A 25,238-nucleotide genomic window follows, 5' to 3' on the forward strand; every position below is an offset into this window, starting at 1 on the left:
ACGGCCTGCTATTGTGTGCCCTTCTGGCCTGAGGTCGACCGCTACCTGTGGTTACTGACCTCATCCAAATACGCATGATGATCGAGCGAGACGGGACCAAACGCCGATGGCTTTTGAATGGCGCTGCCGGGTATATATCGAAGATACCGACTTCGGTGGCATCGTTTACTACGTGAATTACCTCAAATTCATGGAGCGTGCCCGCACCGAGATGTTGCGCGCCGTTGGGTATTCTCAGCAGATACTAAAATCTCAAGGCTGGCTGTTCGTCGTTCATGATGTGCAGGCCCGTTATTTGAAGCCGTCCCACCTGGATGATGAACTTATTGTGCGCAGCGACATCGAACTGGCTGGCGCTGCCACGGTTATTTTCAAGCAGCGCGTGGTTGGCGACGCAGGAGATGCCCGCTGCGAGGGTGATATCCGTGTTGTCTGTGTGGATGAAAAAACGCTAAAGCCACGGCGCTGGCCCAAAGAATTACTGCAAAGACTGGAACAACTGGACTGATATTAGGAGTTGTAAGTGGAAGACAAGCTGTCGATCTGGGGACTGGTGCTCAATGCCAGTCTGGTAGTTCAGTTGGTGATGCTGCTTTTGCTGCTCGCGTCCTTTGTTTCCTGGGTGATGATCTTTCAGCGTCGTCAGGTACTCCGGCGCGCCCAAAGCTCGTTTCGCGAGTTCGAGGACCGTTTCTGGTCCGGTGTGGATCTGAGTCATCTCTATCGCGAAGTAAATGCCAATCCCAATTCGTTGTGTGGCGCAGAGAACCTGTTTCGCGCCGGCCTCAAAGAGTTTACCCGCCTGACCAAACAGCCAGGGGTCGACCCGGAAGTGGTCATGAATGGGGTTCAGCGCAGCATGCGCGTTTCCCTGGCGCGGGAAGAAGAACGACTGGAGCGTCACCTGCCTTTTCTCGCCACGGTGGGTTCCACCAGCCCCTATATCGGCCTGTTTGGCACAGTATGGGGGATCATGAACGCTTTCCGTGGCTTGGCCAATGTGCACCAGGCAACGCTGGCTTCGGTGGCACCGGGTATCTCCGAGGCGCTGGTCGCGACTGCCATGGGGCTGTTTGCTGCGATTCCAGCGGTTATCGCGTACAACCGTTTTTCGGCCAAGTCCGAGTGGTTGTTGAACAATTACGAAACCTTTGCCGATGAGTTCACCAGTATCCTCTATCGGCGCGTACACTCCACCTCCTGAGACGGTTTCAGATGATCAGGCGAACTCGCAAGAAACGTAAGCTCAACGCCGAAATCAACGTCGTCCCCTATATCGATGTCACCATGGTGCTGCTGATTATTTTTATGGTGACGGCGCCCATGCTGACCCAGGGGATCGATATCGATCTGCCCCAGACTACTGCGGAGCCGGTGGATACCGACGACGATGAGCCGATGATTGTGTCGGTGGACCGCGAGGGCAGTTACTACATCAACATCGGTGGCGCAGACGAGACAACAGCGGTAACGGCCGAGGAGGTCGCTGGCCGCGTGCAGAAAGTGCTTAGCGTTAACCCTCAAAAGCTTTTGTTGGTGCGCGGTGACAAGAACGTCAGTTATGACGCGGTCGTGCAGTTGATGGTGCTGCTCAAGGGGGCGGGCGCCTCCAGCGTTGGTTTGGTGACGGAGTAGCCGGTGGAGATTCGCAGCTACCTGGTGCCGACGGCACTGGCGACCCTGTTGCATATAATCGTGCTTGGTGGCCTGCTAACGCACTGGATCGGTGACGCTGAGCCGGAGCGCCGCACGCCGCGACATATTCAGGCCCGCATGATCGATCTGAATGCCTTGAGCCAGACGCCGTCCAGTCCGGAGTCGGGGGCTGAGAGCGAGACGCCTCCCGCTCCGGATCCTGCGCCGAAGCCTAATGAGACTCAGCAGAAGCAGCAGGAGCAGCAGGCACAGGCGGAGCAGAAACGGCGAGAGCAGCAGGCTGAGCAAGCCAGAAAGGCGGCCGAGGAGAAGGCGCGCCAAGCCAAGGCGCTGGCCGCCAAACGTGCTCAGGAAGAGGCGGAAAAGCGTAAGCAGGCTGAGCTGGCAGCGCAGCGTAAGGCGCAGGAGGAGGCTCGACGCAAAGCAGAGCAGGAGGCTCAACGGCAAGCTCAGGCCAAGCGTGAAGCGCAGGAGAAAGCGCGTCGTCAAGCGGAGGCGAAAGCGAAGGCTGAGGCCCAGCGTCAGGAGCAGGCCCGTGCCGAAGCACAAGCCAAGGCCAAGGCGGAAGCTGCCCGCGCTGCAGCGGAGAAACGCGCTCAGTCAGTGGTGGGCGACATGCAAAGTTATATCCAGACGCTGGTGGAACAGAATTGGCGGATACCGCGTACCGCTCGTAACGGCATGGAAGCGGTGGTCGCGATACGGTTGCTGGGTAATGGTGAGGTCGATCAGGCTACTATTGTGACAAGCAGTGGTGATGCGGCCTTTGATCGTTCAGCGGTCCAGGCTGTATATCGTACCGAGCGGTTTGAGCGGGTGGCGGAAGTCGATCCGATTCTATTCGAGCGCAGGTTAAGGTCGATAAAAGTGATTTTCCGACCGGAGGGGTTAAGATGGTGAAGTTTAAATCGGTACTGGCATGTCTTGTTTTACTGGTGACGGGGTCACTGGCTCGCGCCGAATTAGTTGTGGAAGTGACCCAGGGCGTTGCCGAGCCATCACCGGTTGCAGTGGTTCCGTTTAACTGGAGCGGCACGTCGGCGCTACCTGAAGATGTAGCAAAGGTCGTGGAACAGGATCTGGCGCGTAGCGGTTTTTTCTCCGCGCTTCCGCGCGAAAGCATGCTGGGCTTTCCGAGTCGGCAAAGTGATGTTTATTTCCGTGACTGGCGTGTAAGCGGCTCCGATTATCTGTTGATCGGACGGATTGAGCCGCTCGGCGAGCAGCGCCTGGAGATTAATTTTGAGCTCTACGATGTGCTCAAGGAGCAGCGTTTGATGGGGCAGCGGGTAGAAAGCACACCGGCCCAGCTGCGCGATGCGGCCCACTATATTGCCGACCGTATATTTGAGGAGCTGACAGGGCTTAAGGGGGCATTCTCGACCCGTATCGTCTACGTCACCGCCGATCGCCGCGCCGATAACAGTAACCGTTATCGCCTGATGCTCTCGGACTGGGATGGCGCTCGCCCCCGGACCATCCTTGAATCCAGTGAACCGATTATGTCGCCGACCTGGTCGGGGGATGGTTCCAAACTGGCCTATGTGTCTTTTGAAACCGGGCGTCCGGCTATCTATGTCCAGTATTTGAGTACCGGAAAGCGTGAACGGATCCAGTCGTTCAAAGGGCTTAACGGAGCGCCGTCCTGGTCACCGGACGGCAACCAGCTGGCTCTTGTGCTGTCCAAGGATGGCAACCCCGAGATCTACGTGCTTGATATGCGCTCGCGCCAGTTGCAGCGTGTAACACGCCATTACGGGATCGATACTGAGCCAACCTGGGCACCCGACGGGCAGTCGCTGTTATTTACCTCGGATCGTGGCGGTCAGCCCCAGATTTACCGGCTTAATCTGAGCTCCAGAGATCTTGAACGTTTAACCTGGGAAGGGAACTACAATGCGCGGCCGCGGCTGACCCAGGATGGCCGATTTCTCGCCATGGTACACCGCCCGCAGGGGGGGGATTTCACCATTGCCGTTCAGGACCTGAAATCCGGACGTCTCGATATACTGACCCGTGCCGGGTTGGATGAGTCCCCGAGTATCGCCCCCAACGGGAGCATCATCATTTACGCCAGTCAGGAGCAGGGTAAAGGTGTGCTCGCGGCTGTATCATTGGACGGCCAGGTGCGCTTCAGAATGCCCAGCCCCGGTGGCGATGTGCGTGAGCCTGCCTGGTCGCCATTCTTGCAATAATTGTGGGTCTTTCGGGCGTTATGGAAGCTGCGGAAGGGCTGTTGTCTCAGAGTGGCGACGGCTTGGAAAAAATTCGATCTGATCGCTGCAATACAACGGTCGGTCTCTTGCAATATGCTATCGCTAAGATTAGCGTAATCAATAAATTATATCGCGTTTTGTCTGACTAGGAGAAAATGATGCGTGCGTTGAATCTGATGAAAGCGGCTGCACTGGGTGCGGCTGTCGCCTGGGTTGCCGGCTGTAGCACCACGAGTACTACTACTGACGGTGGCGCTGGCGGCGCTGATGGTCAGGGTGGCAGTGGCTCTGCCAGCTCGTACGGGGTTGATGGCTCGGGTGTCAGCGGCAGCGATATGGCCGATGTAAATCAGCTTCAAACCGTGTTCTATTTCGACTTCGACCAGTCCGTTGTTAAGCAGGACGGATTTGCTGATCTGGAAGCGCACGCACGTTACCTGTCCCAGAATCCGGGGGCATCGGTTCGTCTGGAAGGGCATGCGGATGAGCGTGGGACCCGTGAATACAACATCGCTCTGGGTGAGCGTCGCGCCAATGCCGTTGAGCGTCTGTTGATCGTCAACGGAGCCAGCGCATCTCAGGTAGAGACAATCAGCTACGGCGAAGAGAAGCCGGCTGTGATGGGGCAGGGCGAAGCGTCCTGGGCTCAGAATCGTCGTGTGGAACTGAAGTACGTATCCCGTTGATATGGCGCGTGATCTAAAAGCACTTCCGCTGGTATTCGCCCTCGCGCTCCCCTGGGTGGGGGGCGCGAAAGTGCTCGCGGCGGATGTAACCCCAATCCCGGTGACTGACTCCAGCGCCGGTAGTGGTGCGTCCTATGCCCAGTCTCCGCAAAGCGAGCTCTTGCTGATGGTTCAGCAGCTGCAGGAGGAGGTTCGTCAGTTGCGAGGGCAGCTCGAAACGCAACAGTATCGGCTGGATAAAATGGAGCGCGAACAGCGGGATCGGTACCGCGATATTGACCGCCGGATCAGCGCGCTTATTCAAGCGGCGGCGGGCGATCAATACGGTATGGCTCAAGGCGCTGCGGATTCCGAGGTGCCAGCGCAACCGGATGCCACGGAAAACACGCCTGAGCAGGCGAATGGCGAGGCTTCCGCCGCAGTATCCTCTTCGACCCAGCCCGTCGTCGATGGGGTCAGTGATCTGGACGCCTATAAGGCAGCTTTTGCGCTGGTGCGGGAGCGCCAGTTCGAACAGGCGCTTGGCGCGTTTGATCAGTTTATTCAGCGTTATCCGCAGAGCAGTCACCTGGCTAACGCGCATTACTGGGTGGGTGAGGTGCAGCTCGCGCAGCAGGGATTGGAGCAGGCGAAAGCGGCATTTAAGCGTGTGCTCGACCAGTTCCCGGATCACACTAAGGTGCCGGATGCGCTCTATAAGCTCGGTGTGGTTGAAGACAGGCTTGGCAATGGCGAAGCGTCCAAGGCAGCGTTTTCACGCTTGCTGACCGACTTTCCTCAGAGTTCGGCCGCTGGCCTGGCGCGTAACTACACTCCATCCTCGTAACAGGAAAATTCAAACGTTATGACAAACCGGGAAAAGCGGGCCGTTGTACTCTTGTCCGGCGGTCTCGATTCCGCCACGGCGCTGGCCATCGCGAAGTCGCAGGGCTACGCATGTCATGTGTTGAGCTTCGATTATGGCCAGCGCTCCCTGACGGAGCTGAATGCAGCAAAGCGTGTTGCAGACTCTATTGGTGTGGCGGAGCATCGGGTTTTGCGGCTCAATCTCGAAGATTTCGGCGGCTCGGCGCTGACCGATACCAACATCGAAGTGCCTGAGCAGGAAAGCGAGGGTATCCCGATTACTTACGTTCCCGCCCGCAACACGGTTTTTCTCTCGCTTGCGCTGGGCTGGGCTGAGGTTTTGCACGCCGAGGCGATCTTTATCGGCGTGAATGCCGTCGATTACTCCGGGTATCCGGATTGTCGTCCCGAGTTCATCGAGGCGTTTGAGAAGATGGCTAACCTGGCGACGCGAAATGGAGTCAGCGGCGAGCCGATCCGCATCGAGACGCCGCTTATCGACATGACCAAGGCGGAAATTATTCTGGCAGGTGGCAAACTCGGCGTCGATTACGCGGAAACCGTTTCCTGCTACCAGGCCGATGACGACGGCCGTGCCTGCGGGCAGTGTGACAGTTGTCGGTTACGTGCCAAGGGGTTCGCCGATGCAGGGCTGCCGGATCCCACGCGTTACCATTAAGGGGTATTCACGCGTTTCGGCGGATTGGCGGTTGCATTTGTATCAGGACTGCGTATACTTCGCAGCCCTGTTGGGTCGTTAGCTCAGTTGGTAGAGCAGTTGGCTTTTAACCAATTGGTCATAGGTTCGAGTCCTATACGACCCACCATTCCCCTCCTGTTTTATTTATACCCGCCTGCTATCACTCGTCTGTGGTTTCAGGGTTTCATATGCCAATCGGTTGCATCGATTTCAATTCCGTGTCGGTAATATTGATCCCGAGTCCTGTCTAAGCTGATGGTTGTGGTATACTTTCGCACCCTTTTCATGGGCCTCGCGCCCGTTGGTCCAGTAGTCAAGATAGAAGAAGCATGCTGACGAAACCGGAAATCGACGATCGCATTATCGTTCAGGAACACTTTGCGCAGGAACACCTGCCTTCGGCGCTGGACGCGGATCAGGTGGCAGCGTACACCCAGCGTATTGGCGCGCTGCTTAAAGAGAAAGACGCCTGTCTGGTGGCTCACTATTACACAGACCCGATGGTTCAGGCACTGGCTGAAAAGACCGGTGGTTACGTGGCTGACTCGCTGGAAATGGCCCGTTTCGGCGCTCGCCATGACGCCTCTACGCTGGTTGTTGCCGGGGTTCGTTTCATGGGGGAAACCGCCAAGATTCTGAGTCCTGAAAAGCGCATTTTGATGCCCACTCTGGAAGCTACCTGCTCGCTGGATATTGGCTGCCCCGTTGATGAGTTCTCGGCGTTCTGCGATGCACATCCGGATCACGAGGTCGTGGTCTATGCCAACACCTCGGCTGCCGTCAAGGCGCGTGCTGATTGGGTGGTGACCTCCAGTATCGCCCTGCAAGTGGTGGAGCATCTGGCAGATCAGGGAAAAAAGGTGATCTGGGCGCCGGATAAACATTTGGGTGCGTATGTTCAGAAACAGACTGATGCCGAGATGCTGCTTTGGGACGGCGCCTGTATTGTCCACGAAGAGTTTAAGGCGAAGGGGCTCAAGGATCTCAAGCAGGTCTATCCCGATGCCGGTATTCTGGTGCACCCGGAATCTCCGGAAGCTGTCATTGAGTTGGCCGATGCGGTCGGATCGACGTCACAGCTGATTCGTGCGGCTCAGGAGTTGCCACATTCTATGTTTATTGTGGCGACGGATCGCGGCATTTTTTACAAAATGCAGCAGGCCGCACCCGACAAAACCTTCATAGAGGCGCCCACCGGCGGCTCCGGCGCGACCTGTCGCAGCTGCGCACATTGCCCCTGGATGGCGATGAACGGCTTGGAAAACATCGCTCAGGCCCTGGAGCAGGGGCGTGATGAAGTTACTGTGGATGAAGGCTTGATTGAGCGGGCGCGTATCCCGTTGCAGCGGATGCTGGATTTTCAGGTCCGCTAATAGAGACGCGGTAGCGCCGGTGACGGCGGCTACCGCTTATGCTCCGTGTTTATGACAGGTCGTCTTTCATCTGCTGGCGTAACGTCTTGATCTCCAGCTCTTTCTGATTAAGACGCGCTTTCTCGATATCATTTAATCCGTTTTCTCTGCGTGCGAACTCAACCTGGCGTAACGCCAGATCCAGTTGGGCGGTGAGCATAAAATACTCGATGCGCGCCATATGCACCGCATAGATTCGACCGTTCAGGCCTTCCGTTTCCGCCAGTTGATACCAAAAATCCACATCGTTGGGGTAGTCGCGTACCAGCTCGTTCAGGACCTGTGCCGCCAGCTTGATCCGGCCGGTCTGTCGAGCGATCAGTGCATAACGATAGCGCACGGGCATGCTGTCCGGATAAAGATCCAATAGTGCTTCTACGCGGTTGAATGCCTGATTCTGCGCGCCTTCAGCCAGCAGCAGGTCCAGCTCACTTAAGCGTACATAGAGGTGATCCCGCCATTGAGATGGTAGTGATTCGAATGCCTCCCGGCTTTGCTGTGTGCGCCCGGCTGCCAGCGCGCTGATCATCTGACCATAACGTGCGGTGCCGCTGCCGCCATCGCTGGCCTGCTCGGAGTATGTGCTGTAGAGCGTTTGCGGCTCCTTGCTGTAATGCACCTGCAGTCGCGTGCGTACCAGATCATAGAGCATATCATCGCCGTTAACGGGTGGTCGTGGCAGTGTTGCTGCACGATTGAGCGAGTCAGCGATGCGTGATTCCGTCACCGGGTGAGTGAGCAGGAATTCGGGGGGCTTCTGGCCGTAGAACCGATAGCTGTTTTGCAGGCGCTCGAACATCTTGGGCATCGCGTAGGGATCGTACCCGCTGGCGGACAGCGTCTGCATCCCGATTCGGTCAGCCTCCTGTTCGTTGCGCCGGCTGAATGCAAGCTGGGCCTGTGCTGATCCGGCGATGGTCGAGGTGATCGCTGCGGTGCCGGCCTGACTATCCGCCGCCGCAACGAGAATACCGGCGAGCAGGCCGGCAAGCATCAGGGGCCGATTGCGCCGACTCTCTTCCAGCTGTTGGGCATAATGCCTTTGACTTAAGTGAGCCAGTTCGTGGGCGACCACTGAGGCCAGCTCCGCTTCAGATTCGGAGGCCAGCAACAGGCCGCCGTGAATGCCGACGATGCCCCCGGGAACGGCGAAGGCGTTAAAACTTTCCTTGTCCAGTACGACCAGTTCAAGGCGGCGGTCCATCAATTCGCTGTGCTCTACGACCTGCCACAGCAGGTCATTCAGATATTGCTTGACCACCGGGTCGTCCAGAAGGGCGGCTTGGCCGCGCAGCACCCGGGCCCAGTTGCGCCCCAATCGGTGCTCCTCTTGCAGAGAGATCGTGCTGGAGGTGGCATCGGTTAATACAGGCAGACTTGGGTCGGCATGCGCCGTAGGCAGATTTAACGTGATGCCCAGGCTAAACGCCATCAGTAGCGGTAAAACCCGCTTTGCTTTTTCAGGACGATTATCTTTGATCCTGTTTTGGTATAAAGTGCGTCGCATGCAGCTCTTCACAAGTCGGAGGTAAATAATTGATGCACCAGTCTTCAGCCGACAGCAGCATAGATCAACTGCTTGACGCCAGTGGCTTGAGCTGTCCTCTACCGTTGCTCAAGGCCAAACAGGCGCTGAACCGTATGTCACCGGGTGAGGTGCTGAAGGTGGTTGCCACTGACAGCGGATCGGTTCGAGATTTTCGCGTCTATGTCGAACATAGCGACCACGAAATGGTCGATTCGTTCACCGATGGTGAATGTTATATCCATATCATACGGCGTGGGCCGAAAAGCTGAAACCAGGGAGCGCTGAGCGCCAATGCGTAAAATTCTCAATAAATGGATCGATCAGTATTTCTCGGATGAGGAAGCGCTGTTCCTGTTTCTGATTCTTGCGACCGGGTTGGCGATTATTGTTTTTCTCGGTGCGCCGTTGGCACCGGTGTTTGCCAGTTTGATACTGGCGTTTCTGATGCAGGGGCTTGTGACCTGGACCGAGGAGCGGGGCGTGCCCCACCTGTTGGCCGTTCTACTGGTGTTCCTCGTGTTTCTTGGTTTTGTCACCGCATTCCTGCTGTTTGTAATGCCGATTGCCTGGCGGCAATCCGTCAACTTGTTTAATGAGCTGCCCGGGATGGTGGTGCAGGTCCAGAACCTGTTGCTGTTGCTGCCGCAGAAATACCCCGATCTGGTATCCGAGGCACAGATCCGCGAGCTGATTGGTGTCGCGGCTGCCGAGCTCAGTCGGTTGGGGCAGTGGGTCGTTACCTTCTCCCTGAATTCGCTGACCGGTATCGCGGCTTTGGCGATCTATCTGGTATTGGTGCCAATACTGGTGTTCTTCTTTCTGAAGGACGGTGACTCGATGCTCTCCACCTTTTCCAGCTTTCTGCCCGAGAAGCGTGAGATGATGACCCGCATCTGGCAGGAGATGGACCTCCAGATCGCTAACTATGTGCGGGGGAAGGCAACGGAGATCCTGATTGTTGGCGGGGTGACGTGGATTACCTTCGCGTTGCTGGGGATTAACTACGCGGCCCTGTTGGCGCTTATGGTAGGGCTGTCCGTGTTGATTCCCTATATCGGTGCGGCGCTGGTTACCTTTCCGATTGCGCTGATCGCCTTTTTTCAGTGGGGCTGGAGCGGCGATTTCATGTGGCTGATGATCGCCTATGCTGTGATTCAGGCGTTGGATGGGAATGTGCTTGTCCCGCTTCTGTTCTCTGAAGCGGTTAACCTGCACCCGGTTTCGATTATCGTTGCGGTGTTGGTGTTCGGGACACTGTGGGGATTCTGGGGGCTGTTCTTTGCGATTCCGCTGGCAACGTTGGTTAAAGCCGTGGTCAACGCCTGGCCAAAGGTGGCTCAACACGCGGATCAGGAAGGGGCGTCTGAGTAGACGCCCCGGACGAATCAGTCGTCGCTGAGAATCTGGGCGGTGTGTTCCTTGGTTTTTACCTTCTTGATAACGTCTGTGATAGTGCCGTTTTCATCAATCAGGAAGGTGGTACGCACGGTACCCATATACTCTTTGCCGTAGTTTTTCTTCAACTGCCAGGTGCCATAGAGTTCATGAACCTGATGCTCGGTATCGGCAATCAGCGGGAAGGGCAGTTCATACTTGGCAATAAAGTTTTGATGCTTCTTCTCGGTGTCAGTGCTGACGCCGATAACCTGGTAGCCCTCGGCCTGGAGTCGCTCATAATTATCTCTGAGATCGCACGCCTGGGCCGTGCAGCCAGGGGTGTTGTCCCGCGGGTAGAAGTAGAGGACCACTTTCTTGCCCTTGAACTGGCTGAGGCTGATCGGGTCGCCGTTTTGATCCACGGCATTGAAGTCGGGGGCCGTCTGTCCAGTTTCTAGCATGCTTTAGCTCCTTTGCATTGTGAAAAGTGTATCGACCTACTACGCTTGCGAGCGCCAAATCGTTTAAAATGCCAGCCCTTTAAGATAGCAAAAGCTGCCCCCGAGGGTAATTGGTTATCCGGTTGTGCCGCGGGGGCGGCGTCAGTACCATACTTGGTCTTTGAATTCAGATGGAGAAAGAGATGATTCGCGGCAGTATTGTAGCGCTCGTGACCCCCATGCATGCCAACGGAGATGTCGATTGGGAAGCGTTGGATAAGGTGGTCGATCTGCATCTGAAACACGGCACCGCCGCGATCGGTGCCGTGGGAACCACCGGCGAATCCGCGACGTTGGATTACGATGAGCACCTGGACGTGATCAAACATGTCATCAAGCGTGTCGATGGCCGGATTCCGGTTGTGGCCGGCACCGGTGCCAACTCGACTCACGAAGCGATCGAACTGACTCGACGTGCCAAGAATGCAGGTGCGGATTACAGCCTGCTGGTAACGCCCTATTACAACAAACCCTCCCAAGAGGGTTTGTACCAGCATTTCAAGGCGATTGCAGACGCTGTCGATATTCCGCAGATTCTGTATAACGTACCGAGCCGGACCGGTTGCGACATGAAGCCGGAAACCGTTTATCGATTGGTTGACCACCCAAATATCGTGGGAATCAAGGAAGCAACCGGCGATCTGGAGCGTGCACGGCAACTGATCGAGAATGTGCCTGCAGATTTTGCGGTGTACTCCGGCGATGACGCGACGGCTATCGAGCTGATTCTGCTTGGTGGACAGGGCAACATTTCGGTGACCGCGAACGTGGCCCCGGCCGAAATGGCAGAGCTTTGTCGTCTGGGCCTGGAAGGGCAGGTCGAGGCCGCGCGCGCTCTGCAGCACAAGCTGATGCCGTTGCATACCAAGCTGTTTGTTGAAGCGAACCCGATTCCGGTGAAGTGGGCGATGCATGAAATGGGGCTGATTGGCCTGGGGATTCGACTGCCGCTGACTGTGCTGGCTGACGAGTATCACGAGGATGTGCGCAACGCACTGCGACAGTGCGGACTGATTTAACGGGCAGGGATATGACCAAAGCTTCCTTATCATTGCTGGCGATTGCGGTCGCCTCCGGCCTCAGCGGCTGCGGTATGTTGAAAAACAATCCGCTGTACGGGGAAAACGGTGTTGTCCGCGATCGTGGGCAGGATTATGAGCAGGCTCAGGCGGCAGAGCGACTCAAGCTGCCTCCCGGCATGCGCTCGCGCCAGATGCAGGAGCGGCTGGTGGTGCCCGAGGTGGGGACAACCGCGTCCGAGACCACGGGTGAGTTTGCCGTGCCTCGGCCGGAGTTTTTCTATGTCGAGTCGGGTAGCGAGTCGGTAAATCTCAAGCGTGAAGATGGTGAGCGTGTTCTGCTGGTCGATGAACCGATCGCCGATGTCTGGATCAAACTGCAGGAGTTTTGGTCGTTCAACGGTATCGGACTGTCATCGACGGATCCGCGCAGCGGCATCATGGAGACTGACTGGATAACGCTGGAAGGCGATCAGTACGGCTTTGTGGATGGTTGGATCAAACGCCTGACACTTCAGGATATCCAGGGGCCGACCCGCAACAAGCTGCGCGTATCGCTGCGGCCCGACCCGGAAGATTACGAGCGCACGGCGATCCGTATGCAGCATGTCCAGTACCCGCTGGATGCCTCCGTGGCGGATGTGGACTGGAGCAGTACGGGTAGCGCCCGCGATGTGGAGTACAAGTCGGACATGATGTTCGAGATGCTGCGCTATCTGAGCAAGGCCGCGGAGCCGGATTCACAGAGTCTGGTCGCCATGCAGCGTCAATCCCACGAAGGGTCGCAGCTGGGACGTGACTCGCGCGGTCATCCGGTGCTCAAACTGGGCGCACCGATTGATGAGGCCTGGACACAGCTCAATGATGCGCTGGATGCCACCGAGATCGATGTGGGGACTCGCGATCAGGCAACCGGCATGATCTATCTCACCTACACCACCTCCACCCCGGTCAGCGAAACGGAACGAATGGGCTTCTTTGAATGGCTCCACTCCGACCGTGAAGAGATCACATTCAATACCAGTCTGCTCTCGTCGGCGCTGGGTGGTGATGACGAGATGAGTGATGACCCGAATGCGATTCGCTACAGCTCGGGACCAACCCGGATCGAGAAGATTGATCCCGAGGCGGACGAGGTCTCGGCGCTTACCGATCCGGATGATCCGGCCAATCGGCCCGGATATAAAATCTGGTTCGCTGGCAAGGTGATCTACGTGTTCGGCGACGGTGAGAGCGGCGTCTATAATCAGGACACCGGCGAGTTTGAACACACGGGGCGCTATCAGCTCAAGTTGAACCGGACCCGCAGTGGCGTCTTCCTGTCGGTGCGTACCGATCAGGGTCTGGCCGCGCCGGATGTTATCGCCGATGAGATCCTTTGGGCCGTCAAAGAGCACCTGCCCTACGGCAACTGAATATGTGACACCCCTGAGCGCAGGGTATTTTGGAGAATTTGATGGAAAAGCGTGAACAGCTTTACAGCGGTAAGGCGAAATCGGTCTATACCACTGATGATGCCGATGTGATGGTGCTCGAGTTTCGCGATGACACCTCCGCTTTTGATGGCAAGAAGGTAGAGCAGCTGGATCGCAAGGGCATGGTGAACAACAAGTTCAATGCTTTTGTTATGCAGAAGCTTGAAGCGGCAGGAATACCGACCCATTTTATTAAACTGTTGTCGGATACCGAGTCGGCCGTGAAGCGGCTTGAGATGATCCCCATCGAGTGTGTCGTGCGTAACGTGGCGGCAGGCTCTATCTGCCGGCGTTACGGTGTTCAGGAAGGTATGGATTTGAATCCGCCGACGTTCGAGTTTTTCCTGAAGAACGATGCGCTTGGCGATCCGATGGTGAACGAATACCACATCGACTCGTTTGGCTGGGCGACGGCCGATCAGGTCGCGCGCGCCAAAGAGCTGACCTTTGCTGCCAACGATGTGCTCAAGGCGATGTTCGATCAGGCCGGCATGGTGCTGGTGGATTACAAGCTTGAATTCGGCATGTACAAGGGTGAACTGGTGTTGGGCGATGAGTTCTCACCGGATGGCTGCCGGATCTGGGATAAAGAAACCCGCAAGAAGCTGGATAAGGATCGCTTCCGCCAGGGGTTGGGCGGCGTTATTGAGGCCTATGAAGAGGTTGGTCGCCGTCTGGGAATCAGTTTCGACTGATTCTGACCGTCACGACAGAGATTTCTAAAAGCTCCGGCCTAGGCCGGAGCTTTTTTTTTGGTATGAAATATTGGTGGTGATAAATCCTTTGTGTGGCCCAATAAACATAAAATAAATCACTGCATAATTCTGATTGACTGGAAAATGGTTTCAGGAAATAGCATTATGCCTTGGCAAATTTTCTGATGCTGAACTAGCATTATCGAAACTGGAATTTTTCGGCCCCGATGGAGAGTGGCAGATGTCCGAACGGCGAAACGAACAGAAGAATAAAATCCTTTCCCAGCTGGGTGATATGCTCACTGCCCGCCTGCCCGAGGCGGATCTGAACCCTGTCCTTGATTTTATGTATCAGTATTACCGTGTGTCACCGTTGGAGGAGTTGGCCGAGCGCAGCTTCGAAAACCTGTACGGTGCCACCTTGTCCTGCTGGGAACACCTGCAGGAAGCACCGGGGGACGACAGCAATATCCATGTGTTCAACCCTGACCTGGAGCGCCACGGCTGGCACTGCGGTCACACGGTTATCCAGATTATGCATGCCGATATGCCGTTTCTGGTGGACTCCGTTCGTATGGAGCTTAACCGGCGGGGGCTGTCGATCCATGTGGTTCATAGCGGCGTGCTCTCGGTGCAGCGCAACGGCGATAAGGTCAGAGTGCAGAGTGATGCGGCAGACACCGAGCGCGAGGCGCTGCTCTATATCGAAGTCGATCGTCACAGCAACCCGGAAGAGCTCAAGGGAATCGAGCACAGTTTGAGTGAGGTGCTGGGTCAGGTTCGTGCCGCCGTGGGGGATTTTGAGGCGATGCGTGCCCAGGTTGACACGCTGCAGCAGGAGCTCGCCGATGATAGCGTTATCGATAGCGGCAAGCGGGAAGAGGCGCGCGCCTACCTGAGCTGGATGCTCGATAACCGTTTCACCTTTCTCGGCTACGAAGAGCTTGATTTCAAACATGAGGGGGGGCAGCTCAGTATCGAGCAGAGAGAGGGTTCGGCCCTGGGGATCTGCCAGCTGCAGGAGCGCGTCAAGCCAACGCCCACTGCGCCGGAGCACTGTTTCCTGCTGGAGCCTGAGCCCCTGAGTTTCGCCAAGGATGATCAGCGCTCACGGGTGCACCGCCCGGCCTATCGTGACCTGGTGCTGGTCAAACGGTTTGATGATCAGGGACAGGTGATTGGCGAGTGTCGCTTCTATGGCCTCTACACGTCGCCGGTCTACGTGGAGTCGCCGCGCAATATTCCGATACTGCGCCGTCGTATGGAGTGCGTGCTCAGCCACGCCGGGTTTACGCCGGGGGGACACAGTGCCAAGTCACTGGCGCAGATCCTGAATGAGCTGCCCCGTGACGAGTTGCTGCTCTCCAGCGAACAGGAGCTGTTCGATAACGCGATGGGGGTATTTAACCTCCAGGAGCGGCGTAAGGTGCGGCTGCTGATTCGTCGCGATGCCTGCGGCAAGTTCTACACCATGCTCTATTACGTGCCGCGGGATATCTTTAATACGGCCTTGCGTACGCAGGTTCAGGAGATGCTGCTGGAGCGCCTCGGCGCGCTGGATTGCGAGTTCACTACCTACTATAGCGAGTCCGTTCTGACCCGTGTCTATTTCGTGTTGCCTGTAGATCCGAGCAAAGAGATCCGCTTTGATCCTCAGGAGCTGGAAGCGGAGGTGGCGGAACTATCGCGCTCCTGGTCCGATGAGTTGCACCATGTACTGGTGGATTCTGCCGGCGAAGAGCGCGGTAATCATCTGGCCAACCGCTATCGTACGGCGTTTCCGTCCGCCTACCGCGAGCATTTCTCGCCGAGCAGCGCGGTTTTCGATATCGAACATATCGAGGAACTCGATACCGGTAAGAGCATCAGCATGAGTTTCTACCGGCAGATCGAGCAGTCGCGAGACCTGTTGCGCTTCAAGCTTTTTAACCGCAATGATCCGCTGGTTCTCTCCGACATCATTCCGGTGCTGGAAAACCTGGGAATGCGAGTTGTGGGCGAGCATCCTTACATGGTGCGTCGTCGTGATGGCGAACAGTTCTGGATTCACGACTTTACACTGTTCTACAACAGCTCGGAGACGGTTGATCTTGAGGAGGTAAAACAGGTATTCCAGGATGCGTTCTCCAATATCTGGAGCGGGCATGCCGAAAACGACGAGTTTAACCGGCTTGTTATCGGCGCCCGTTTGACCTGGCGCGAAGTGGCCATGCTGCGCGCCTATTCCCGTTACAACCAGCAGATCCGTTTCGGGTTCAGTCAGCCCTATATTGCCGACACCCTGGCCCGTCACCTGTATATCGCGCGACTGCTCGTTGCGTTGTTCAGGGCGCGGTTCGAGCCGGGACGTCAGAACAGCTCCAAGGTCGAGGCGTTGGCGGAGCGCATCGCCAACAGCATTCTCGATGCGTTGGAAAAAGTCGATCACCTCAATGATGACAAGATCCTGCGGCGCTACCTGGAGTTGATCCGCGCCACCTTGCGTACCAACTACTTCCAGACTGACGGCAACGGAGAGCTGAAGGACTACTTCGTCTTCAAGATGGATCCCCATGCCATCGCCAATATTCCGCTACCGCGGCCCATGTTCGAGATCTTCGTCTACTCAGCGCGGGTGGAAGGTGTCCATCTGCGCGGTGGCAAGGTGGCCCGTGGCGGGCTGCGTTGGTCGGATCGTCGCGAGGATTATCGCACCGAGGTGCTGGGTCTGGTTAAAGCTCAGCAGGTGAAGAACGCGGTTATCGTTCCGGTCGGTGCCAAGGGGGGCTTTGTCGCCAAGCAGTTGCCGGCCAACGGCAGCCGGGAAGAGATCATGGAGGAGGGCATCGCCAGCTACAAGACCTTCATCCGCGGGCTGCTCGATGTTACCGACAACTACGTGGATGGTGACGTGGTGCCGCCGCCTGAGCTGGTGCGTCACGATGAGGACGATCCTTACCTCGTGGTCGCGGCCGACAAGGGAACGGCGACGTTTTCCGATATCGCGAATTCCATTGCGGAAGAGTTCGGCTTCTGGTTGGGTGATGCCTTCGCCTCCGGTGGCTCACAGGGCTACGATCATAAGAAGATGGGGATTACCGCCCGGGGGGCCTGGGAATCGGTCAAACTGCACTTCCGTGAGCTGGGGCTGGATACTCAGACCGAATCGTTCTCGGTGGTGGGGATTGGTGATATGGCCGGCGATGTATTCGGTAACGGTATGCTGATGTCTGAGCACATCCAGTTAGTCGCGGCCTTTAACCACCTGCACATTTTCATTGATCCCGATCCAGATGAAGCGGCCAGTTTTGCCGAGCGTCAGAGAATGTTCGAGCTGCCGCGTTCCAGCTGGGCCGATTATGATGAATCGCTGATCTCCAAAGGCGGTGGCGTATTCTCGCGCGCGGCCAAATGGATCGATATCACCCCTGAAATGAAAGCACGGTTTGATATCGAACAGGACCGGCTTGCTCCGAACGATCTGATCTCAGCGCTGCTCAAGGCGCGGGTGGATCTGATCTGGAACGGCGGGATCGGTACCTACGTCAAGGCCAGTCATGAGTCCCATGCGGATGTGGGCGACAAAGCCAACGACGGTTTGCGCATCGATGGCCGGGACTTGCGCTGCAAGGTGCTGGGCGAGGGCGGTAACCTGGGTTTCACCCAGCTCGGTCGAATCGAGTTTGCGCTCAAGGGCGGTGCCTGTAATACCGACTTTATCGATAACGCCGGCGGCGTCGATTGCTCCGACCACGAAGTCAATATCAAGATCCTGCTCAATAAAGTGGTCAACAACGGCGATTTGACGGTCAAGCAGCGCAACAGCTTCCTCAAGGAGATGACCGAGGAGGTCGCATCGCTGGTGCTCAAAAACAACTACAGTCAGGCGCTTGCCATCAGTATTGCCGGGGCTCAGGTTGATCGTGCGCTGGATGACTACCGTCGTCTGATCAATGAGCTGGAGAGCAGTGGCCGTTTGGTCCGCGCGCTGGAGTTCATCCCCACCGATGATCAGATCGTGCAGCGTTCCGAGCAGGGACTTAAACTGACACGGCCGGAGCTTTCGGTACTGATCTCCTACGTTAAAGCGGAGTTGAAAGAGGTGCTGACCGCCAGTTGGTTGCCGGAGAACCCGTATCTGGCCCGCGAGGTCGAAACGGCGTTTCCGCATGGGATGGTCGAGCGATACGGCGACGAAGTGGCGGGTCACCGACTGCGGGCGGAGATTATCGCCACTCAGATTGCCAACGGCATGATCAACCGCATGGGCATCAACTTCCCGCTGCGGATGCATCAGGCGACAGGGCGTGACCTGCCCGATATTGCCGCGGCCTATGTAACTGCGCGGGATATCTTCTCCATGGATAATCTGTGGCATCAGATGGAGGCGCTGGATAACCGAGTACCGGCGGATCTGTTGCAGGGAATGATGGCGGATCTACAGCGTCTGGTGCGGCGTGCCGCGAACTGGATTCTCAACACCTGTCGCCAGCGGATCGATCCAGAGGCATTGGTGGGGCAGTTCCGTCCCGGCGTTGAAGCGATGTCCCTGTCTCTGGCTGAGCGTCTGACAGGAGAGCCCCTGGAAGCGTGGCAGGCCCGTTACACGGAGCTGGAACAGGCTGGCGTCCCTGCCGAGTTGGCCGTGCAGGCAGCATCCTTCGATTCGCTTTATACCCTGTTGGGTATTATCGCTACCGAGCATCAGACGGGCGAACCGCTGGATCGGGTGGCCGACGTCTACTTCCTGGTGGGCGACCGCCTGGACTTCTACAGCGTGGATCGTCAGATCAAGGCGATGGACCAGGATACCCACTGGCAATCACTGGCTCGTGATGGTTTCCGAGAGGATCTGAATACCCAGCAGCGCGCGATTACGCTCAGTGTGCTCGCCCGTGCCCGGGAGACCGAGCCTGTCGATGGCGATGGGCTTTCGAGTCAGGCGTGTGTAGAGCACTGGCTGGAAGCCAATGAGGTGTTGCTGGCCCGCTGGAACCAGGTGCTGACTGATCTCCGTTCCGTTTCTCAACCTGACAGTGCCGTATTCGCCGTTGCGATACGTGAGCTTGTAGAGTTGGCCAACGGAAGTTAAGGAGCGCGTTGCATGAAGGCGGTTTTTCTCGATGTCGAGAGTCTGGATGATCTCGATCTTGCGCCCATTCGGGCGTGCGTCGATGAGCTGACCTGCTATCGGGGCAGCGCCCCGGAGCAGGTCAGCGAACGGATTGCTGACTGCGATCTGGTGTTGGTTAACAAGGTAGTCCTTGACGCGCAGGCGCTGGACAGTGCTGATGCGCTGAAGTTGGTCTGTGTTGTCGCTACCGGTGTCAACAATGTGGACCTGGATAGCGCGCGGCGCAATAACATCGCTGTATGCAATGCTCAGGGCTACGGGGTTCGCTCCGTGGCTCAGCATGTGATGGGGTTGATGCTTGCGTTACACACGCATCTATTGGACTACGACCGCGCGGTACGGGACGGTGACTGGGGGCGTGCGACCCAGTTCTGCCTGCTGGATTATCCAATCCTGGAACTGGCGGGGCGCAAACTCGGCATTGTCGGGTATGGCGCCCTGGGCCAAGCCGTTGCGGAGCTCGCCCGGGCCTTCGGCATGGAGGTGCTGGTATCGGCAAGGCCGGGGACGGCAGAGGTGCCTGCAGGACGGGTGAGCTTTGAAGCGCTGGTCGAGTCCGTGGATGTTTTGAGTTTGCACTGTCCCCTGACCGAGACCACCCGTGATCTCGTCGATGCGGACGTGCTGGCACGGATGCGTCAAGGCAGCTTTGTGATCAATGCGGCCCGCGGAGGCGTGGTTAATGAGCCGGCACTGGTAGATGCGCTACGCAATGGCCATCTGGGCGGTGCGGCAACCGATGTGTTGACCGTAGAGCCGCCAAAGTCGGGGAATCCATTGTTGGCGCCGGATATTCCCAACCTGATCGTGACGCCGCACTGTGCCTGGGGCAGTGTTGAGGCACGTCGGCGTATCATCGATCAGACCGCGGAAAATATCCGCGCCTTCAGTAATGGCGAGAGCCTGCGCCGAGTTGATCAGGCCTAAAACGGGCAGGATGCATGGAACTCAAGCATCTCACCGGTGGTGGGGTGCTTGAGTTGCAACAGCTCCGCGTGTAGCAGCAGACGCGGTGACAGGGCTCTAACCTCCGGCGGCGCGTAGAAACCGTCGCCGACAATCGGATGCCCGATCGCCAGCAGGTGCACTCTCAACTGGTGAGAGCGGCCGGTGATGGGCGTCAACAACAAACGCGTGCCCAGCGCGTTTTGCTCGATTACTTCCCAGCGAGTCAGGGCGGGCTTGCCCTGTTCGTGGTCGACCATCTGCAAAGGTCGGTTATCCCAGTCACAGCGCAGCGGTAGATCAATTTCTCCGGTCAGCTGATCCGGTAAACCCGTCACAATGGCCTGATAGCGCTTACCGGTTTCACGGGCCTGAAACTGCAAGCTCAGTTGCCGATGTGAGCTCGCATTCAGCGCCAGTACCAATATCCCGGAGGTGGCGTAGTCGAGGCGGTGCACAATTCTGGCAGTGGGGAAGCGCTCCTGCACCCGACGCCAGAGACAGTCCTGCTTATCGGGGCCCTTGCCTGGCACCGATAGCAGGTTTGCCGGTTTGTTGACGACAACGATCTCATTATCGCTGTAAAGCAGCTCCACATTCAGCATTCGAACAGGGCCATCGATTCCACATGGGCGGTGTGGGGGAACATGTCGACGATACAAAAACGCGTAAGATGATAACCCGCCGATTGTAATGCCTTGGCATCACGCACCAATGCACCGGGATCACAGGCGATATAGAGGATCCTTCGAGCCTGGTAATGAACCAGGTGATCGATGGCTTCGGCCGCACCGGTGCGCGGCGGATCGAGCAGAATCAGGTCAAATCCCTCGCGTTGCCCCTGATGGTACCAACCCGTTTCCCGGATATCGGCGCTAAGGTCGCTGCGAAACAGTTCGACGTTGGTGATTCCGTTGCGCGCGGCATTGGAACGAGCACGGTTGACCATGGTCTCCGACCCCTCCACGCCGATAACCGATGCGGCGTGCCGTGCCAGTGGCAGCGTGAAATTACCCAGGCCACAGAACAGGTCGAGTACGCGGTCAGAGGGCGAGGGGGAGAGCCACTCCACGGCTCGCTCAACCATGGCCGCATTCATCGCGGGATTCACCTGAAGGAAGTCACCGGCCTCAAACTCAAGCTCTATCGTCTGCGCTTTCAGGGTGTAGGTTGGTGTGTGCGGGTTTGGGTCGAGCAGATGATAGTGTCCGTCGTTATCTTCGATAACCAGCTGAAATCCGAGCTCTGCTGTCAGTGCGAGCAATGACTGCTGAAGGTCGGGCATGAGACGCCGGGTGATGCGCAGACAGAGAATGCCGCTATCGTCACCCCAGCTGACCTCCGCATGGGTCAGATGTTTTATCTTGCCGCAATCCGAGAGTACCTGGCGAAGTCTGCCGATCAACTGGTTGATCGGCGTAAGCAGGACCGGGCAGCTTTCGATATCCTGCAGTCGGTGAGTGCCACTCTGGCGAAAGCCAATGATTACCTCACCATCGCCGCGCTGATTGATACCGATACGGGCGGTTCGGCGGTAACTCAAGCTGTCGCCGTGCAATGCGGGTTCGATGGATTGAGGCTGGATCCCGGCAAAGCGTTGCAGCTGTTCGAGTACCTGTGCCTGTTTATAACGGATCTGCGCATCACTCTCCAGGTGTTGCAGCTGGCAGCCGCCGCAGCGACCGTAGTACTGACAGGGTGGCGACTGACGCTCGGAACTCGGTGCCAGCAGATGAATCAAGCGTGCTTCATCAAAACGTTTATGGCGGCGAATGATTTCGGCATCCACGCGCTCTCCGGGCAGGGCGCCTTCAACGAACACCGTTTTGCCCTCCGATCGACCAACCCCCCGGCCTTCGCCACTGAGGTTGTTGATGTCGAGCTGAACGGGGCCTGAGGGGGCTGCTTTGCCACGGCGGGATGGGCCACCAAACTGGATACGTTTTCGATTCATGTGTGTCATGTTCCGTTAGCGGGAGCGCATTCTACCAACTACACGGGTATCTGGGCCATGGGTAGCCGTAAACCTATTCAATGGTGCCTTGATGTAGAATGGCATATATCGATCCGACTATTTGAGGTATTAGCCCCATGTCACAGGAACACCCATTTGCACCTTTCGTCCGAATACTCGGGAAGGGAAAAAAGGGAAGTCGATCTTTGACGCGAGAGGAAGCGGCCGAAGCGATGGGCATGATCCTTGATGATCAGGTCAGGCCTGAACAGCTGGGCGCATTTCTAATGTTGCTGCGGGTCAAGGAGGAGGCGCCGGAAGAGTTGGCCGGTTTTGCCGATGCCGTTAAAACGCGGTTTGTACCACCGGAACAGGTCTGCGCACGAATTGACTGGTCCACCTATGCCGGGAAAAAGCGTCACCTGCCCTGGTTCCTGCTTGTCGCGCTGGTGCTGGCTGAATCCGGATACCCGGTATTTATGCATGGTTCACGGGGACACACCGCCGGGCGTATATACACCGAAGATATGCTCCGTCTGTTCGGTATATCGCCCTGCCGGGACTGGCAGCAGGTGCAAGAGGCCCTTGTGAACGAGCGCTTTGCATTTATGTCAATCGATACGCTGTGTCCCCGGTTGGGCGAGATTATCCAGCTGCGTAACATCCTCGGGTTACGGTCACCGGTTCATACCCTGTGCCGTATGCTGAACCCGCTGGATGCAGAGATCAGCATCGACGGCGTATTTCACCCACCCTATGCGCCCATGCATCAGCGCACCGCGCAGTTACTGAACACTCGCCAGGCCGTGACCGTACGCGGCGACGGCGGCGAGGCCGAGGTCAAACCGGATACCGACTGTGATCTGCACTGGATCATCAATGGTGAGCTGGAGGATGGCGTCTGGCCGCGGTTGTACCCGCAGCGCCTGGTGAAAGATGATCAGCTTGACCCCCAAGACCTGTTAAAGGTTTGGCGGGGTACGCTGGAGCACCCCTACGGAGAGGGCGCGGTAATCTCGACCCTGGCCATGGTTTTGCGGTTATTGAACCCCATGCAGGCGGCCGAACCCGCTGAACTGGTCAACCGGGCGCGAACGCTTTGGGAGGGTCGTGACCGCAGCCGCTTTTAACCGTTGAGCCCGGCGCCTGCCGGGCTCAGTCCCGCCTCAATCGGTCGGAAACCGCGATCGGAGAGGGGAAGCGGAAAATAACGACATAGGTTGAAAGCAGGAAGCTGAGAATCGCTGTTGCCTGGATGACGTGAGAGGCTTCGGTACCGATCAGCCCGCCGGCAAAGGCCAGGTACGCGATCAGTAACGAGAACTCACTGATCTGTCCCAGGCGAAAGCCGATCTCCCATCCGGTATCGGCTGACTCACTGATGCCTTGCAGAAGATAGCGGAAAACAACCGGTTTCAGGGCCAGCACAGCGATGGTAAGAGCAATGGCGGGCAACAGGATATCGTCGATCAGCGTGAGGTTGAAACTTGCGCCGACGGAGAAGAAAAACAGGATCAGGAAAAAGTCACGCAGTGGTTTCAGACTGGTGGCGATGTATTGTGAGATGGGGCTGGTGGCCAGAGCGACGCCTGCGATGAATGCCCCCATCTCCGCCGACAGGCCCACGTAAACGGCGGCCTCAGCCATACCCAGACACCATCCGATCGCTGCCAGGAATATATACTCATGGAAGCGGTCGAAGCGCTGAAGCAGGGGCAGCAGTACCCAGCGCACGAAGCCCCAGGCAAACAGTGCCAGCAGCGGCAGCGCCAGCATTGAGCGGGCGAAATTCATGCCTGCACTCTCGTCACTGCCGCTGTTAAGCAGTAACAGGACGAGAATGGCGACCACGTCCTGCAAAAGCAGCAGACCGACCACCAGTTCCCCGGTATGGCGGTGGTGCAGCACGGTGGTGGGTAACAACTTGATGCCGATGATTGTGCTTGAAAACATGACAGCCGCACCGATTACCACGGCTTCGACCTGAGTGAATCCAAACAGGATGCCAACACCGTATCCCATTCCCATAAACGCTGCTGAACTGATCACTGCGACCATGGTGGCTTTGCGCAGCATATGGATCAGGTGCGAGGGCTGCATATCAAGGCCCAGCAGGAAAAGCAGAAAGATGATTCCGACATGGGAAATGTCGGCCAGCAGATTCGTGTCGGAAACCGCTTTAAAGCCCCAGGGGCCCAGTGCGGCGCCCAGAATGACGTAAGCAACCAGCAACGGCTGGCGGGTGTAAAGTGCAATTGAGGCCAGGACCGCAGCACCACTGAAAATCAAAAAAAACGAAAAAACCACTGAATGCTCGACCATGCCCTGTCTCCTTGCTGCGGGTCGCCAGTTTAGCAGATGCGAAAGGCCATCGGCAGTAGAGTCTAAAACCAACCAATTTACTCGGATATAAAAAGCGTGTATCCTGAACGTAAATTGGCACAATCACAGGTTATAACGTTTCTATGGATATTACGGTAAGCAAGAGCGCTGAAAAGTATTTGGCTGAGCTGTTGGACAAGCAGCAGGTTGAGGGTATTGCGGTGCGGCTGTTCGTAACCCAGCCCGGTACGCCTTACGCTGAAACCTGTCTTGCCTACTGTCGGCCGGATGAAGTCGACCCGGAAGACGAGATCATGGACATGGAGTTGCTGCGATTCTATATCGAGCCCACCAGTGTTCGTTACCTGGAGGAAGCGACCATCGATTTTGCGGAAGACCGCATGGGTGGCCAGCTGACTATCAAGGCGCCCAACGCCAAAGTACCCAAGGTTTCAGCCGATAGCCCGATCGATGAGCAGGTCAATTATGTCCTCTACGCCGATATTAACCCGGGTCTGGCCTCCCATGGTGGAGAGGTTAAGTTGATCGAGCTGGTCGAACAGGAGAATGGCCATGTTGCAGTGCTCCGTTTCGGCGGCGGCTGTCAGGGGTGCAGCGCGGTGGACCTGACTCTGAAGGACGGCGTTGAGAAGACCTTGATGGAACGCGTGCCGGGCTTGGTCGGTGTTCGCGATGTGACCGATCACACCGAAACGACAAACGCCTACTACAAATGATGTTAAGGGCCGTCCATGGGCGGTCCTGTTGCTACCCTGGCTATCATAACGTTGAAG

General features: G+C 57.1%; 23 protein-coding genes and 1 tRNA gene. 19 read left to right on the forward strand and 5 right to left on the reverse strand.

Annotation, left to right across the window (positions count from 1 at the left end):
* Positions 1–106 precede the first annotated feature (106 nt).
* The 10 genes from ybgC to nadA all read left to right on the forward strand — a co-directional run bounded on the left by ybgC (position 107) and on the right by nadA (position 7,477).
* Positions 107–508 carry a tol-pal system-associated acyl-CoA thioesterase gene (ybgC, locus tag G403_RS0101935; protein ID WP_027852496.1) on the forward strand — a complete coding sequence of 134 codons (402 nt, stop codon included), beginning with the start codon at positions 107–109 and terminating at the stop codon, positions 506–508.
* 15 nt (positions 509–523) lie between these two features.
* A complete protein-coding gene (tolQ, locus tag G403_RS0101940; RefSeq protein WP_027852497.1) occupies positions 524–1,204 on the forward strand; it encodes a protein TolQ in 681 nt (226 codons plus the stop codon).
* An 11-nt stretch (positions 1,205–1,215) separates the two neighbouring features.
* Positions 1,216–1,635: a protein TolR gene (gene tolR / locus G403_RS0101945; protein WP_027852498.1), complete on the forward strand. Its 420-nt coding sequence runs from the start codon at positions 1,216–1,218 to the stop codon at positions 1,633–1,635.
* Between the two features lie 3 nt (positions 1,636–1,638).
* A complete protein-coding gene (gene tolA / locus G403_RS21840; RefSeq protein WP_051298398.1) occupies positions 1,639–2,556 on the forward strand; it encodes a cell envelope integrity protein TolA in 918 nt (305 codons plus the stop codon).
* Entirely contained in the window at positions 2,550–3,851 is a 1,302-nt protein-coding gene (gene tolB / locus G403_RS0101955; protein WP_027852499.1) for a Tol-Pal system beta propeller repeat protein TolB, read from the forward strand. Before tolA ends, tolB begins: the two co-directional genes overlap by 7 nt.
* Positions 3,852–4,030: 179 nt before the next feature.
* On the forward strand, positions 4,031–4,558 hold the full coding sequence (gene pal / locus G403_RS0101960) for a peptidoglycan-associated lipoprotein Pal (protein WP_027852500.1): 528 nt from the start codon (positions 4,031–4,033) through the stop codon (positions 4,556–4,558).
* 1 nt (position 4,559) lies between these two features.
* Positions 4,560–5,384: a tol-pal system protein YbgF gene (ybgF, locus tag G403_RS21845; RefSeq protein ID WP_051298400.1), complete on the forward strand. Its 825-nt coding sequence runs from the start codon at positions 4,560–4,562 to the stop codon at positions 5,382–5,384.
* A gap of 18 nt (positions 5,385–5,402) precedes the next feature.
* Positions 5,403–6,083, forward strand: coding sequence for a 7-cyano-7-deazaguanine synthase QueC (gene queC / locus G403_RS0101970; protein ID WP_027852501.1), 681 nt, complete (start codon positions 5,403–5,405; stop codon positions 6,081–6,083).
* 72 nt (positions 6,084–6,155) lie between these two features.
* Positions 6,156–6,231, forward strand: a tRNA-Lys gene (locus G403_RS0101975).
* 202 nt (positions 6,232–6,433) lie between these two features.
* Positions 6,434–7,477 carry a quinolinate synthase NadA gene (gene nadA, locus G403_RS0101980; RefSeq protein WP_027852502.1) on the forward strand — a complete coding sequence of 348 codons (1,044 nt, stop codon included), beginning with the start codon at positions 6,434–6,436 and terminating at the stop codon, positions 7,475–7,477.
* Positions 7,478–7,526: 49 nt separating this feature from the next.
* On the opposite strand, the gene G403_RS0101985 is transcribed toward nadA, so the two are convergent.
* Positions 7,527–9,023: a M48 family metalloprotease gene (locus tag G403_RS0101985; RefSeq protein ID WP_051298402.1), complete on the reverse strand. Its 1,497-nt coding sequence runs from the start codon at positions 9,021–9,023 to the stop codon at positions 7,527–7,529.
* Between the two features lie 32 nt (positions 9,024–9,055).
* Here G403_RS0101985 and G403_RS0101990 point away from each other — a divergent pair, with 32 nt between their 5' ends.
* Together G403_RS0101990 and G403_RS0101995 are read left to right on the forward strand one after the other, a co-directional pair.
* On the forward strand, positions 9,056–9,313 hold the full coding sequence (locus tag G403_RS0101990; protein ID WP_036232212.1) for a sulfurtransferase TusA family protein: 258 nt from the start codon (positions 9,056–9,058) through the stop codon (positions 9,311–9,313).
* A gap of 22 nt (positions 9,314–9,335) precedes the next feature.
* A complete protein-coding gene (locus G403_RS0101995; RefSeq protein WP_027852505.1) occupies positions 9,336–10,415 on the forward strand; it encodes an AI-2E family transporter in 1,080 nt (359 codons plus the stop codon).
* A gap of 14 nt (positions 10,416–10,429) precedes the next feature.
* On the opposite strand, the gene bcp is transcribed toward G403_RS0101995, so the two are convergent.
* Positions 10,430–10,882 carry a thioredoxin-dependent thiol peroxidase gene (bcp, locus tag G403_RS0102000; RefSeq protein ID WP_027852506.1) on the reverse strand — a complete coding sequence of 151 codons (453 nt, stop codon included), beginning with the start codon at positions 10,880–10,882 and terminating at the stop codon, positions 10,430–10,432.
* 182 nt (positions 10,883–11,064) lie between these two features.
* On the opposite strand from bcp, the gene dapA reads away from it, so the two are divergent.
* The 5 genes from dapA (at position 11,065) to G403_RS0102025 (ending at position 20,150) form a co-directional block, all read left to right on the forward strand.
* On the forward strand, positions 11,065–11,940 hold the full coding sequence (dapA, locus tag G403_RS0102005) for a 4-hydroxy-tetrahydrodipicolinate synthase (protein ID WP_027852507.1): 876 nt from the start codon (positions 11,065–11,067) through the stop codon (positions 11,938–11,940).
* A gap of 11 nt (positions 11,941–11,951) precedes the next feature.
* Positions 11,952–13,355, forward strand: coding sequence for an outer membrane protein assembly factor BamC (bamC, locus tag G403_RS0102010; RefSeq protein ID WP_027852508.1), 1,404 nt, complete (start codon positions 11,952–11,954; stop codon positions 13,353–13,355).
* Between the two features lie 41 nt (positions 13,356–13,396).
* Positions 13,397–14,110, forward strand: a complete 714-nt coding sequence (gene purC, locus G403_RS0102015) for a phosphoribosylaminoimidazolesuccinocarboxamide synthase (RefSeq protein WP_027852509.1) — start codon at positions 13,397–13,399, stop codon at positions 14,108–14,110.
* Between the two features lie 241 nt (positions 14,111–14,351).
* Positions 14,352–19,181: an NAD-glutamate dehydrogenase gene (locus tag G403_RS0102020; RefSeq protein WP_027852510.1), complete on the forward strand. Its 4,830-nt coding sequence runs from the start codon at positions 14,352–14,354 to the stop codon at positions 19,179–19,181.
* 12 nt (positions 19,182–19,193) lie between these two features.
* Entirely contained in the window at positions 19,194–20,150 is a 957-nt protein-coding gene (locus tag G403_RS0102025; protein ID WP_027852511.1) for a 2-hydroxyacid dehydrogenase, read from the forward strand.
* Here G403_RS0102025 and G403_RS0102030 read toward each other — a convergent pair.
* Positions 20,147–20,773, reverse strand: coding sequence for a pseudouridine synthase (locus G403_RS0102030; RefSeq protein WP_036232216.1), 627 nt, complete (start codon positions 20,771–20,773; stop codon positions 20,147–20,149). The genes G403_RS0102025 and G403_RS0102030 overlap by 4 nt on opposite strands.
* Positions 20,767–22,122: a 23S rRNA (uracil(1939)-C(5))-methyltransferase RlmD gene (gene rlmD / locus G403_RS0102035; protein WP_051298404.1), complete on the reverse strand. Its 1,356-nt coding sequence runs from the start codon at positions 22,120–22,122 to the stop codon at positions 20,767–20,769. Before rlmD ends, G403_RS0102030 begins: the two co-directional genes overlap by 7 nt.
* A gap of 137 nt (positions 22,123–22,259) precedes the next feature.
* Here rlmD and G403_RS0102040 point away from each other — a divergent pair, with 137 nt between their 5' ends.
* Positions 22,260–23,252, forward strand: coding sequence for a glycosyl transferase family protein (locus G403_RS0102040; RefSeq protein WP_027852514.1), 993 nt, complete (start codon positions 22,260–22,262; stop codon positions 23,250–23,252).
* Between the two features lie 25 nt (positions 23,253–23,277).
* On the opposite strand, the gene G403_RS0102045 is transcribed toward G403_RS0102040, so the two are convergent.
* Positions 23,278–24,444, reverse strand: coding sequence for a cation:proton antiporter domain-containing protein (locus G403_RS0102045; protein ID WP_027852515.1), 1,167 nt, complete (start codon positions 24,442–24,444; stop codon positions 23,278–23,280).
* Between the two features lie 143 nt (positions 24,445–24,587).
* On the opposite strand from G403_RS0102045, the gene nfuA reads away from it, so the two are divergent.
* Positions 24,588–25,181 carry a Fe-S biogenesis protein NfuA gene (gene nfuA / locus G403_RS0102050; RefSeq protein ID WP_027852516.1) on the forward strand — a complete coding sequence of 198 codons (594 nt, stop codon included), beginning with the start codon at positions 24,588–24,590 and terminating at the stop codon, positions 25,179–25,181.
* The last annotated feature ends 57 nt before the right edge of the window (positions 25,182–25,238 follow it).

It is taken from the genome of Marinobacterium litorale DSM 23545, from assembly GCF_000428985.1.
Lineage (GTDB): Bacteria > Pseudomonadota > Gammaproteobacteria > Pseudomonadales > Balneatricaceae > Marinobacterium_D > Marinobacterium_D litorale.